The organism is Nocardia sp. NPDC051787, assembly GCF_040681325.1.
Classification (GTDB): domain Bacteria; phylum Actinomycetota; class Actinomycetes; order Mycobacteriales; family Mycobacteriaceae; genus Nocardia.
The window spans coordinates 58,304-70,180 of record NZ_JBFAYO010000018.1; the positions used below are offsets into that span (position 1 = coordinate 58,304).

General features: G+C 67.2%; 16 protein-coding genes and 1 pseudogene. 9 read left to right on the forward strand and 8 right to left on the reverse strand.

From position 1 onward, the window contains the following. Positions 1-196 precede the first annotated feature (196 nt). On the forward strand, positions 197-931 hold the full coding sequence (locus tag AB0M45_RS20340) for a hypothetical protein (RefSeq protein ID WP_364331128.1): 735 nt from the start codon (positions 197-199) through the stop codon (positions 929-931). Then, entirely contained in the window at positions 856-1,626 is a 771-nt protein-coding gene (locus AB0M45_RS20345) for a hypothetical protein (RefSeq protein WP_364331131.1), read from the forward strand. The genes AB0M45_RS20340 and AB0M45_RS20345 overlap by 76 nt, the downstream gene beginning before the upstream one ends. A 69-nt stretch (positions 1,627-1,695) precedes the next feature. Here AB0M45_RS20345 and AB0M45_RS20350 read toward each other — a convergent pair whose 3' ends face one another. From AB0M45_RS20350 to AB0M45_RS20370, 5 genes are all read right to left on the reverse strand, one after another. After that, the gene (locus AB0M45_RS20350; protein WP_364331134.1) at positions 1,696-2,118 is read right to left on the reverse strand and encodes a hypothetical protein; all 423 of its coding nucleotides are present in this window, start codon (positions 2,116-2,118) and stop codon (positions 1,696-1,698) included. A gap of 579 nt (positions 2,119-2,697) precedes the next feature. Next, positions 2,698-3,126, reverse strand: coding sequence for a hypothetical protein (locus tag AB0M45_RS20355; protein ID WP_364331137.1), 429 nt, complete (start codon positions 3,124-3,126; stop codon positions 2,698-2,700). Positions 3,127-3,215: 89 nt separating this feature from the next. Beyond that, complete coding sequence (locus AB0M45_RS20360) at positions 3,216-3,608, reverse strand: hypothetical protein (RefSeq protein WP_364331140.1); 393 nt, start codon at positions 3,606-3,608, stop codon at positions 3,216-3,218. After that, on the reverse strand, positions 3,605-3,853 hold the full coding sequence (locus AB0M45_RS20365; protein WP_364331143.1) for a hypothetical protein: 249 nt from the start codon (positions 3,851-3,853) through the stop codon (positions 3,605-3,607). Before AB0M45_RS20365 ends, AB0M45_RS20360 begins: the two co-directional genes overlap by 4 nt. Next, positions 3,850-4,122: a hypothetical protein gene (locus tag AB0M45_RS20370; protein WP_364331146.1), complete on the reverse strand. Its 273-nt coding sequence runs from the start codon at positions 4,120-4,122 to the stop codon at positions 3,850-3,852. Before AB0M45_RS20370 ends, AB0M45_RS20365 begins: the two co-directional genes overlap by 4 nt. Before the next feature lie 225 nt (positions 4,123-4,347). Between AB0M45_RS20370 and AB0M45_RS20375 the strand changes: the two genes are divergently transcribed. From AB0M45_RS20375 to AB0M45_RS20385, 3 genes are read left to right on the forward strand one after another with little or no spacing between them, the layout of a single operon-like run. Continuing rightward, positions 4,348-4,572, forward strand: coding sequence for a hypothetical protein (locus AB0M45_RS20375; RefSeq protein WP_364331149.1), 225 nt, complete (start codon positions 4,348-4,350; stop codon positions 4,570-4,572). Continuing rightward, on the forward strand, positions 4,556-5,074 hold the full coding sequence (locus AB0M45_RS20380; protein ID WP_364331152.1) for a DUF6879 family protein: 519 nt from the start codon (positions 4,556-4,558) through the stop codon (positions 5,072-5,074). The genes AB0M45_RS20375 and AB0M45_RS20380 overlap by 17 nt, the downstream gene beginning before the upstream one ends. Further along, positions 5,055-5,909 (forward strand): Scr1 family TA system antitoxin-like transcriptional regulator, encoded by an 855-nt coding sequence (locus tag AB0M45_RS20385; protein WP_364331155.1) that lies wholly within the window; start codon positions 5,055-5,057, stop codon positions 5,907-5,909. The genes AB0M45_RS20380 and AB0M45_RS20385 overlap by 20 nt, the downstream gene beginning before the upstream one ends. Positions 5,910-6,105: 196 nt before the next feature. Here the strand turns inward: AB0M45_RS20385 and AB0M45_RS20390 are convergent, their stop codons facing one another. Then, positions 6,106-6,309 (reverse strand): hypothetical protein, encoded by a 204-nt coding sequence (locus AB0M45_RS20390; RefSeq protein WP_364331158.1) that lies wholly within the window; start codon positions 6,307-6,309, stop codon positions 6,106-6,108. Between the two features lie 78 nt (positions 6,310-6,387). Between AB0M45_RS20390 and AB0M45_RS20395 the strand changes: the two genes are divergently transcribed. From AB0M45_RS20395 to AB0M45_RS20405, 3 genes are all read left to right on the forward strand, one after another. Next, positions 6,388-6,540 carry a hypothetical protein gene (locus AB0M45_RS20395; RefSeq protein ID WP_364331161.1) on the forward strand — a complete coding sequence of 51 codons (153 nt, stop codon included), beginning with the start codon at positions 6,388-6,390 and terminating at the stop codon, positions 6,538-6,540. Positions 6,541-6,692: 152 nt separating this feature from the next. Continuing rightward, positions 6,693-7,409: a hypothetical protein gene (locus AB0M45_RS20400; protein WP_364331164.1), complete on the forward strand. Its 717-nt coding sequence runs from the start codon at positions 6,693-6,695 to the stop codon at positions 7,407-7,409. Beyond that, positions 7,406-8,086: a dihydrofolate reductase family protein gene (locus tag AB0M45_RS20405; protein ID WP_364331167.1), complete on the forward strand. Its 681-nt coding sequence runs from the start codon at positions 7,406-7,408 to the stop codon at positions 8,084-8,086. Before AB0M45_RS20400 ends, AB0M45_RS20405 begins: the two co-directional genes overlap by 4 nt. 164 nt (positions 8,087-8,250) lie before the next feature. On the opposite strand, the gene AB0M45_RS20410 is transcribed toward AB0M45_RS20405, so the two are convergent. Further along, positions 8,251-8,934: a GntR family transcriptional regulator gene (locus AB0M45_RS20410; RefSeq protein WP_364331170.1), complete on the reverse strand. Its 684-nt coding sequence runs from the start codon at positions 8,932-8,934 to the stop codon at positions 8,251-8,253. A gap of 89 nt (positions 8,935-9,023) precedes the next feature. On the opposite strand from AB0M45_RS20410, the pseudogene AB0M45_RS20415 reads away from it, so the two are divergent. Beyond that, positions 9,024-9,530 (forward strand): annotated as a pseudogene (locus tag AB0M45_RS20415) (YbhB/YbcL family Raf kinase inhibitor-like protein); the annotation flags it as partial. 760 nt (positions 9,531-10,290) lie between these two features. Here the strand turns inward: AB0M45_RS20415 and AB0M45_RS20420 are convergent. Beyond that, on the reverse strand, positions 10,291-11,754 hold the full coding sequence (locus AB0M45_RS20420) for an MFS transporter (protein ID WP_364331173.1): 1,464 nt from the start codon (positions 11,752-11,754) through the stop codon (positions 10,291-10,293). Positions 11,755-11,877 lie beyond the last annotated feature (123 nt).

Below are 11,877 nucleotides of genomic sequence, written 5' to 3' on the forward strand. Positions count from 1 at the left end.
GGGACGACCCCACCTCGCGGTGACCACGCCGATGACGCCGTGGGGCGACTCGAGGCAGGAGTTCACGTCCCCCTTCGCCCACAGAGAACACGCAGGTCAAGGGATGTAATCCACGGATTACATCCCTTCTGCGTCCACACAGCGGTCCACACACAGGGAATCTGAGGGGATTCGGCCTGACGCAAGGACCCGTGCCATGGCGACCACTCCCCGTATCCGTGTCCGCAAGGACGGCAGCACCTACTCGCAGGTGCGCTACCGCATCACCCGTGACGGCAAGGCCGTACAGACATCCCAGAGTTTCGACGACCACGCCGCCGCGATCCGGTGGGCGAAGCTGCTCGACCGGGTCGGCCCGGCCGAGGCCGAGCGGGTCCTCGCCGCGCAGCTCGGCGCCGTTGCCGACACGATCACATTGAAGGTGTGGCTTCACCGGTACGTTGACCGCCTCGGCAAGAGCGTGGACGAGGAGACCAAGCGCAAGTACCGGCGCATGATCGACCGCGACATCGTCCCGTTCTTCAATGGGGAGCACCTGCCCGTCGACGGCGTGACGCCCGAGCTCGATGCCGCGTGGGTCGAGTGGCTCGAAACCGAGTTCGACAACGCACCGAAGACCATCCGTAATAAGCACGGCCTGCTGTGCGCAGCCATGGGCGCGGCGGCCCGGCCGCGCCCGACGCCACCACGACAACGAAGGGGATCGTTCAGCTCGCCGGTGTGCTCGCTGGCAACGCGGCCGCGCCGTCGTTCTCGCCGAGCGCATTCGGCACCGGCGCCTCGGTTGCCTGCGTCGGAAACGACTCCCGGTTGTCCGACGCTCGCACACCGGCCGCGGGCACCTCGCCCTCCGACATGTCGATCACAGTGTGCGGCAAAGACACTGTGCGCGCTGCGGGCACCGGCGATTTCCCGCACGGCGTGCAACTGACATGTCCGGTCACATTCACCGAGGTCTGGTATCGCGGTGTGACCCCAGACGGCAGCGGAAACCTCGTCGTCGAGCTGAGAAAGAATGGCGCCGCCGTCGCGGGCAGCTCGGCCACGATTGCCGCGGCGAACCAGGTCGCAGGCGGCGGCGCGACGGGCACCTACTCGTTCGCCGCCGGTGACATCCTGTCCGGCCAGATCACCGGCGTGGGGACATCACCCGGTAAGGGCCCTATAGATCGACCTCAAAGGCACAGCGTAATGGGATGCATCGTCACAGGCCCGCGCGCCGGGTTCAGTCCGACTGGCATGAAGAAGAACGGCAGCACATTCCCAATTCCGGCGAGCTGGGGCGACATCACAGGCTGGGTCGTGGATCCTGCTTACCCCGGCTCGACCCTGAGCGGTGACGCGCTGGTTGCCAGTGGTACGAAGGACAGCGCCACCATCACCGCGACCGTGCCGTTCAGTGGCGGCACCTACTTCGGTGGCAGCGGCACCCAGGTGCGAATTTTGGTGAACGGCACCCAGGTTGGTTCGGCGGGTGCGTTCGTGGCCGCGGGCAGTGGCACCGCAACCTGCACGGTCACGACCAACTTGGTCGCAGGTGACCTCGTCAAAGTGCAGATCCAGGGCAGCACCTACAACCCAGTACCCACCGTCACGGCCAACACTCCAACCGTGAGCATTACCTGACCCGCTACGCCGAAACGACCGCGCCCCCTGCTCACATCCGAGCAGGGGGCGCGTTTCGCATCTCTCGGCTCAGCGGCCGACGACCTCCCACCGGCCGTTCTCGGCCGCGGGCGACGGCTTGCCGTTCCACAGGTGCAGCGAGTAGTCGCCGTCCTTGAGCTTGGCCTCGTCTTTGTAGTCGGCGCTCATGTCGGCGACGTACAACGCGAACGTGCGCTGTCCGAGCGGCGTTGGTTTCAGCGCGGCGGCGATGCTCGTCGCGATCGGGCGCAGCGTGTCGACGTCCGTCGAGCTGGGCACGCACAGGTCGAGGGCGACGCCCACCTTGCCCGGGTGGTTGCTCTGCGTACTGACGCGACCGGTGATGACCTGCACGCCCGGCGGGAGTTGCAGCCCGGCCGCGAACGCCGCGAGCTCGGGGTCGGCGATCGGCTGTGACGGGTAGCAGCCACCGGCAGCGGGCGCGACTGTCGCCGCCGGTTCCGCCGACACTGACGAAGAGTGCGCAGCGTGGCTGTCCTCGGTGCTCGTCGAGCTGCAAGCCGCGACCGCTACGGACGCAGCGGCGAAGGCCAGAACACTTGCAACGGATTTGATGAATTCCCCTCATCGGCGCGCAGTGACGCAGTTGTCGTCGAGTGTGTCGTTGGCGTACCGATCTGTGCTACAGAATGCGCGCGATCCTCGATTTGGAGGCGGGCGCAGCCAGAGCCCGGACGCGAAGCGGCCCCACCTGGAAGGCCGGGCGGGGCCGCCGCTGTATCTGGATTGCCGGACTTACTTCTCCAACTTCGCCAGCATCCAACTGCCGACGGCGTCCATGTCGTCAGCGGGGATAGCGCGCGTGTAGTGCAGCGGTGGGGTTACCCATCGAATCCGACGCCATCCGATGGATGGACGGATGACCCATCCGCCGTATTCACGGCGAGAATTCCACTGGAGTTTTCTGGTGTAGCCGGGCGGGCGGGAGACACCCCGGAGCCGGAGGTACAGGGTTTGGCGCAACCAGAGCCAGCGAGTCGACCATGTGACAGGGCCGCTACTTATATAGAGCAGCTTCACGGCGTCAACCTAGCACGGGATGATGGCGGGCGTGGTCTCCTTGCGGACCTCGGCAGACCCGGTGTCCCAGGTAGCCCGCATGACGATCTTGCCCTGCCACATGCCGGGTACGCAGTCCAACGCCATCGTGGCGACGTGAAGCGTGGGATTGGGAATCCGCGTGACAACCACGTGGTCACCCTTCGGCTTCGGGTTGCTGGTGCCCGACCGGTGCCATAGCTGCAACTCGATGCGGAACTCGAGCGGGGCGGGGTCGCATTTCACTGTTCCGCCGCCGACGACGGCCTTGTGAAGCAGGTAGGGCTCCTTGTTGAAGGCGAAGGTGCAGGCACGGTCAGCTGCCTGCGCAACCGGCGTGGTGGTGAGCGTCTGCCCGCCGAGCAATGCGGCGCTGACAGCGACAACCGTGACGGCTGCCCGAATCGCGTTGTATCTCATGGATATCCTCCATTACCTACTACTCCCGCACCCCACGGGAGAGATCAGAACCGCCCCCTACGGCGGATACTCAGTACTGCCGTGAGGTGTCAGGCTTCATCGGGTAACGCCCACCCGGGCCGGTCGTCGATCCACACGACCGGGGCCGGAATCGAGCCGTCGCCGATGCAGGTCCACAGTGTTTGGCGCGTAGTGCCCCAGTACCGCATGGTCTCGGCGGTGTCGGCGAACGCCACCATGCGAGGGCGACCGAACGGCGCGCCGTCGGGCGACCACGCGCGAATGCACGCGAGCGACCACCCCGGCCACCGCCCGATTTCGATATCGGGCGAAGGCACCCATACCCGTTCACTGTGGCGCCACGTCACGATCTGGCGGTACGGGTGGCCGGACAGCATCGCGAATGTCCCGAGGCTGTAGTACCGGCGTATCCCGGCATCGCGTTGGTCGGGGCCGGCCAGGGCAACCGCGGCGGCCGTCACTCGGAAACCTCGGTGTCGGAAACTTGCAGCGGCGCAACGTCGATCACGCGCGGCGATGCGATGGCGGCGAGTACGGCCTGCACGTCGGCGTCGAGTTCGGCGAACTCGTCGTCGCCGGTGCTGACCGGGTGCGCAATGCCGTAATCGTCGACCTCCCACCACGACCCGTCTTCGCGTTGCATCCACGTGGAGAGCTGCTCATCCTGGTCGTCGTGCCCGTCGAGCTGGGCAAGCTCGCGGATCACGGGAGGTTCTTCGAGTTGCGCGGGTCGGGCACGATGTGACCGGCCTCGATGAGTGCGTTGTGCGCGGCGCGCTTACGGGCGCAGGTGTCGATCGGGCACGAGGCGTGCCGCTGCATGGCGTAGTGGGCGGCCTCGGGTGTGAGCGGCTGGTCGGGTGCCTCGTGCGGCCAAGCCGTGGGATAGACGGATCGGTCTAGCAGAGCGTCCTCGGCAGCGATCAGCGCGGCGGTGTGGGCGCGGTGGTGAGGTCGCGGGGGCAGTGCGGTCATAGTCCTACCTCGGTGCGAGGGTCAGGTGACTCGCCCCGACGCCGAGGATCAGGGGGATCGACCCGGCGCCGGGGCGTATTCCAAACGCTAAGAGCAGCGCCGATCAGCACGGAAGCTTGTTGCGAATTATTGCGAAAGCCTGCGTCCTATTGACCCTCGACCGCAGTGCAATCAGGATGAAATCCGTACCGCAACTTCGCGCAACACAGTAGGCAGGGGGCCACCGTGAGGCTTACGTTCATCGCCAAGGATCCAGGATCGAACCCGTCCGGATCGCCGACTCTGTACAAGACCGAGAACGGATGGATCGTGCAGGGCTGGATTGTCACCGACCCAGAGATCCTCGCCCAGATGGATATTCCCGAGGGCGAATCGTGCGTCGAAATCCCCGATCGGCTCGTACCGTGCTTCTTCCAAGGAGCCCAGACCGCCAGTGACAGTAATCAGTGACGACGAGTTCGACCAGCTACTCGCCGAGTTCGAGCAGATCGCTGTGCACCTCGAGACCCGCGACGCGTACGGCACCGAGATCGAACTGCCGTACATGGCGAAATGGGCCGCCGGTGAACACGACGATCTGAGTTGGCTCGACGACTGGTGTGCAAACCTGCGCAAGCACGTCGACGCTGGGCGCAGTATCCGTCGAGCCCGGATCGTGTCCGAACCGCTGAGCAGCTATCAGAGGTGGTCGCACTCGATCGCGCAGCCCATGGTCGACGCGGGTGAGGATATCCGTTGGGTGCCGCGGCGGCGCCTGGACTCGATTGCGATCCCGGGCAACGACTTCTACCTGCTCGACGACCGGCTGGTGATCTTCCTGCACTACTCCGGCGACGGGCTCGGCGTCGACAAGGTGACCTCGACCGATCCCAGCGATATCCAGCTGTGCCGCACAGCATTCGAGGCGGTGTGGCAGTGGGCGATCCCGCACCGTGAGTACAAGCCCGTCTAGCTCGGCGCAGGAGGCCAGGCGCGCACTCGGTCGACGACTGCGCGACCTACGCACCGGCGCGGGCCTGACCATTCGGGATGTCGCGGCGGCGACCGGCAAGCACTACACGCGGGTGTCGAAGATCGAGAACGGACACCAGCCGCCGACCGTCCGCGACATCACCGAGTGGTGCCGACTCACCGGCGCCGAGGATCAGCAGCCCGACCTGCTCGCCACATTGCGCGCGGTCGACTCCGCGTACATGGAACACCGGCGCGAAGCTCGCGCCGGAATGAAACGGGTCCTCGGCGCCCACACCCCGCAGCGGTACGAGGCGACCCGAGTGTTCCGCATCTATGAGCACAACGTCGTGCCTGGCTTGTTCCAGACCCCCGAATACGCGCGAGCGATGCTCGAGTTCTGGATTCGGTTCCTCGGCACACCCAACGACATCGACGAGGCCGTCGCCGTTCGTGTCGAGCGGCAGCACATCGTGCAGCGAGGTGGCCGCCGCTTCGTCGTCGTCCTCGAGGAGCAAGCGCTACGAACCTGGTTTGGCACCGCCGAGGTGCAGGCCGGGCAGCTCGGCCGCCTGCTGGAAGTGATGGCCCTGCCGAACATCTCGCTCGGAATCATCCCACTGATGATCGAACGCGGTGGCGTGGGCTCGGCCGGGTTCTGGATTTTCGACGACGACCTGGTCGCCCTCGAAACCCCCAGTGCGAGCATTCAGGTTGTGCAGCCCGCCGAAATCAACCTGTACGCACGGATGTTCGAGGAGCTGAAAAGCTCAGCCGTCTACGGTCGAGCTGCGCGGCAGCTGATCGTCACTGCCCTGGATGATCTGAGCGGCTAACTTTCGTGGACCCATCAGCGTAGAGGCACACAGTGTGGACGCGGTCCACAAATCGCCCTATTCTGGTCCCACCCAAACCCGGTGAATCCCGATCAATCCCGATGAATCCCGAGGTCACGCGGTGCGAGCTGGGGCGATACGGCGGTTCAAGTCCCCCTTCGCCGACAGTATCGACGCAGGTCAGTTCGTCGGCGTCCTAGGCTGCGAGCGCGCAGGCGGTCGCCGGGCGTCTACCTCGGCTGCGTAGCCGGTGCTCCGCCTCGAGCAGGCCCGGCGGCGGCGCCTCGTGCAGCTCGGCGAAATCGAGCGCGTCGCCGGTGGTTTCGAGGCGGTGTGGATGGATGCACGCGGGCTCGTGCAGTCGCAGGTGTTCGCCAAATACGACGCCGCGGTCCACCACAGAATGCGCCGATCCTCGATTTGGAGGCGGGCGCAGCCGGAGCCCGGACGCGGAGCGGCCCCAGCCGGAAGAGCGCACATGCGTCCGAGTAGTCGGGAACTGCTGGACAAGGCGCTCGCGGAGGCGTCGCCGGAGGTGGTTGCCCGGTTCGAGCGGGTCCTCGCGGAGATCGGATCGCAGCGAGACGAACCCGACGGCGCTCTCCCCGGCAACGGTTACGCTGGCGAATGACACCCCCGATCGGCTGGTGCCGATCGCGTCGGTGCTGGTGATGCTGATCAGGTCTGGGTGCGCGCCCGGACCGCCGCCGGAGAGGTCGTCCTCGTGTCACTCCCACGTCGCACCGTAGTCCAGGATTCGGGGCCGGAGCCCTAGCCGCCGCCGTGGGCGCCAAGCCCGCGGCGGCCCTGGCTCACAGTCACATCGACCATCCCGCCCACTTCCGCACGCTGCGTACGGCTTTGATCGAAAGCGACAACCTCTACGGCGGGCAATCGGTGATCCCGCTGGTCGAGCAGAACCTCGAGATCATGAACCAGTTGCGGCGCGCAGGCATCGGCGACGCCGCCGAAATGCAACGCAAGCGGATCTTCTACGCCGAGTTCGCCGCGTGGCTGTACGAGGACGCCGGTAACTGGCCGCGGGCGCAGCACTGGACCGACCGCGCGCTGACGTGGTCACACCAGCTCGGCGACGACTACTTCATTGCGGCCACCCTGATCCGGAAGGCGCAGATCGCCAACGACATGGAAGACGGCACCGAGGCGATGGAGTTGGCCGAGGCCGCCGAACGCGCCGCGGCACTCGGCGACTACCGCGCCGCGATCGACCAGTTCGGTCGCGCGATCAGCGGAATGCAATCCAGGTTCACCCGCGACCAGGCCGTCTACACCTCACGCCAAGCGCTCGCCTACGCCCGCGCGGCCGAGGCCGAGCCAGCCGCCACGCTCGGGCCGGCCGCGATGCAGGTCGGCGTCAGCACCGGATCCGAACGCGTGCTGCAAAACGTGCGCTTCGTCGACGAGCTGCTGTCTGCGCGGCACCTGCCCGAGGTCTCCGAGTTCCATGAGGCGGCCGAGCGTTGGGCGGTCGTCTCGTGACGCGGCCGTTCGTGCTGCTGTCGGTCGCGACCAGTATCGACGGCTACATCGACGACACCAGCCCGGAGCGGCTGTTGCTGTCCAACGCCGAGGACTTCGACCGCGTCGACCAGGTCCGCGCCGAGTGCGACGCCATCCTGATCGGGGCAGGCACGATCCGCGCCGACAATCCCCGGCTCATCGTGAAAAGCGAGGACCGCCGAACCGAGCGCGCCGCTGCAGGCCGGACCCGGCAGCCGTTGAAGGTGACCGTCACCGAGAGCGGCAACCTCGACCCGGACGCGAAGTTCTGGCACCACGGCACCGACGAGCACCGGCCCGTGGTCTACACAACCGATGCCGGCGCAGCGAAGGCGCGCGAACAGCTCGGCGAACTGGCGGACGTCGTCGCGCTCGGCGAGACCGTCGACTTCGGTGCGCTGCTCGACGACCTCGGCGCCCGTGGCGTCCACCGGCTGATGGTCGAGGGCGGCAGCCATATGCACACGGCGTTCCTGTCGGCCGGGCTCGCCGACGAGCTGCACCTCGCGATCGGCCCCACCCTGGTCGGCGACCCTGACGCGCCGCGGTTCGTGAATCCTGCACAGTTCCCGGGCGGGTCGACGCGGCGGATGCGACTGGTCGACGTCACCCAGCTCGGCGACGTCGCAGTGCTGCGTTACCACCCGAAGACGTAGGTCAGTACCGGTCGTCCACATTTGGCGGGGGCGGCCGATATTCTTCGCCCGCGGTGGCGGCCTGTGCGCCGCACGATGTTTCGGCTCGAGTGAGCGTGCTGGAGAAAGGCCCGCCCGGCCGGACGCCCGTCGGTCCTTTGTGGGCGCACGGCCGCCGAGGTGTATCAGGCGTTCTTTGCGGTCAGTCCGGCGGCGGTCAGGGTGAGGTGCCGGGTCAATATCTCGGCTGCGGTGTCGGCGTCGCGGGCCAGCGCCGCCTCCTCCAGTCGGCGGTGTTCGTCGGCGCCGTCCCGGTCCGGGTTGCGGTGTGTCGACCAGCGGCGAGCCAGCTCGCTTGCGGTCCACATCCGGTCGAAGGTCTCCAGCAGGACGGGGTTACCGCAACCAGCCAGCAGGGTGCGGTGGAACACCCGGTGGGCTTCGGACCATGCTTCGCTGTAGTACTCGCCTTCCTCCGGGGCGTATGGCGGGGTGCGAGCAAGTCGGTGGTGGGCGGCTCGGACGCGGGTCTCCCACTCGACGTCGCCACGCTCGATGGACATGCGCAGCAGGACCGGTTCGATGGTCCGGCGAGCCTCCGCGATCTGCTGCCAGCGGCGGTCGGAGAAGGCCGGGACGGCGAAGCCGCGGTTGGGCAGCCGGTCGGCGAGGCCATCGCCGACCAACCGCACGAGCGCCTCACGTACGACGGCCAGGCTAACGCCGTGCTCCTGTGCGAGATCCTGCGGTTTGAGGGCGTCGTTGGGGGCGTACTCCCCCCGCATGATCGCAAAGCGCAGGTGTGTGTGTACCTGCTCGGAGAGCATCTGCTTCCCCGACGAGGCCGAGGTGTGGGCCGTCCCGGTCATTCCAGCAGCATAGACGATCCGGTAGATAATCGATTATTTCTGTTATGGTCGATTCCGTCTCCGCAGTACGGCTTGAAAGGTACGACGCGATGAGCGCCAACGATCCCTTCGCCCGCCTCCCCGAGGCGACATCATTCATTGTCACCAGCACCACCGTGACCGACGGCGCCGCGTTGCCGCCGGAGCAGTTCTCCTCCGGTGTCCCCGGCGGGAAGGACGTTTCCCCTCAATTGGCCTGGAGCGGCGCCCCGGAAGGCACCAAGAGTTACGCCGTCAGCGTGTACGACCCGGACGCCCCCACCGGGTCCGGGTTCTGGCACTGGGCGGTTGCCGACATCCCGGCCACTGTCACCGAGCTACCCGAGGGCGCAGGCGACGATACCGGCTCGGGCTTGCCCGAGGGCGCCTTCCAGCTGCCCAACGACGCCCGCGCGGCGCGCTTCATCGGGGCAGCGCCGCCGGCCGGGCATGGCCCTCACCGCTACGTCATCGTGGTGCATGCCCTCGACGTCGAGTCCATCGGCGTCCCGGCCGACGCCACCCCGGCGTTCCTCGGCTTCACCATGGCCTCGCACATCCTCGGTCGCGCGGTCCTGACCGCCACGGCGGAAACGCCGCACGTGGACGAGCGTCCCGCGGGCGAGGATGTCGAACGGATCGAGGTCTCCCGGCTCATCCCCGCCTCCGCCGGCGCCATCTTCGCGGTCCTGACCGACCCGAAGGGCCACGTCGACATCGACGCGTCGGGAATGCTGCTCGACGCCGAAGGCGAACCGGTCGAACGGCCCGGTGACCGGTTCCTGGTCCATATGGACCGGGAAGCCCTCGGGGATCTTCCTCTGGGCAAGTACCACGTCGAGGTTGTCATCATCAAGCTCGCCCCGGACCAGGAGATCGCCTGGACCGTAGAAGGACGGACCCCGCCTCATGTCCGCCACATCTACGGCTACCGGTTGGAACCGGCCGCAGACGGCACCCTCGTCACCTCGTATTACGACTGGTCGGAGATCGGCGAGGAGTGGAAGAAGCGTCTCACCTTCCCGGTCGTCCCCGAGTTCGCCCTCAAGGCCACCCTCGGGATCCTCGAACGCACCGTCCGTCGGAGAACAACCGCCTGACGAGACGCCGCTCGGCCGCCCGAACGCCCTCCGGATCGGTTGGCCGACAGCGGATCCGGCGCGGTAGTCCCAACACGCAAATTGCCGATTCCGGGACAGCGAGGAACCGCGGGCCGAGTTTCAGCGCGGCCAAGTCATGCGAAGTGCGAGTTGTTGTGCGGGGCGGCCGTGCGGAGGCGGTGTAGTGGACGACGTCGGTGGGGGCCGGGAGCCGTTCGATTCCCGGCCCCTGTCGACCTCAGACCGCCGCGGGTTCTGTGGCAGACGCCGTGGACTCGGCATCCCCGCGTGCGTTGACCGTCCACAACCCGAGGAACGCGGCGACCACTCCGATGACGCCGCCGACGAACAGCGCCCGCCCGAATCCGGCGTTCATCGCCTCGATCGGCGTGTGTCCCGCCGCGAGCTGGGCATTGGTGTGCGAGGTCGCGACGGCGGTGAGCACCGCGAGACCCAGCGCACCGCCCAGTTGTTGCCCGGTATTGAGCAGCGCGGCGGCCAGGCCCGCTTGTTCGGGCGGCACTCCCGCGTTCGCCGCGGTGGTGTTCGCGACGAAGACACCACCGGCGCCCAGTGACATCACCAGCATTCCCGGCAGCAGATCGGTGACGTAGGACCCGTCGGTCGACATGCGCGACAGCAGCAGAACACCGATCCCGCACAGCAGCGACCCGACCACGGTGAAGACCCGCGTCCCGGTTCGGGTGAAGAACTTCGTCGCCAGACCCGCGGCCACACCGATGGTCAGACTCACCGGAAGGTAGGCGACGCCCGCCTCGAACTCGCCGTAGCCGAGCACCGTCTGCATGTACAGCGTGACGAAGAAGAACATCGACAACATGCCCGCGGCGATCACCAGGTGGGACAGGTTCGCCGCGGCAAGTCCGCGGATGCCGAAGATCGACAGCGGCACCAGCGGGTCGGCGGTGGCGCGCTCGTTGACGACGAACGCGACGAGCAGGACCGCGGCCACACCGAGCAGGCCGATCGTGCGCGCGTCGCCCCATCCGTATTCCGGGGCCTTCACCAAGCCGAACACCAGCGTCATCAGGCCCGCGGTCGCCAAGACCGTACCCAGCACGTCGAAGCCGCGCCGGATGTCATTGCGCTGATCGTTCGGAATCAGTAGCGGTATGGCCGCCAGCACCAGCACGGAGACCGGCGTGTTGACGTAGAAGACCCAACGCCAGCCCGGCCCCTCGGTGATCACCCCGCCGAGGAACACGCCGGCGGCCGATGCCAAACCCGCGGCGCCGCCCCAGATTCCGACCGCGGTGTGCCGGTCCGAGCCTTCCCGGAAACTGGTGGTGAGGATCGACAGGGCGGCGGGCAGCATCAGCGCGGCGCCGATACCTTGTGCGAAGCGAGCTCCGATCAGCAGCCCGCTGCTGTCGGCGAGCCCGCCGAGCGCGGAGGACACGCCGATGACGACGGTCCCGGCGATCAGGATCCTGCGGCGTCCGAGCAGATCGGCCAGCCTGCCGCCGAGCAGCAGCAACCCGCCGTAGGTGAGCAGATATCCGCTGGTGACCCACTGCAACGTCGGCACCGGCATGCCGAATTCGCGTTGGATGGTCGGTAGCGCGACGTTCACGATGGATGCGTCGACGAAGTCGAGGAAGGCGACCGTGCACAGCAGCGCCAGCGTGAGCTTGCCGCGGCGGGTCGCCAAGAACGATGGTGTTTCGGTGGGTGCGAGCACTCCGATGTCCTCTTTCTCGATGCGGACGTTGTCGCCCGTTGCGAACCGAGAGGCCCCGCGTCGGCTGGATGTGACATCGCGGCCCGGTGCCGAGAGACGGATCACAATTCGGAGCCGGACGTC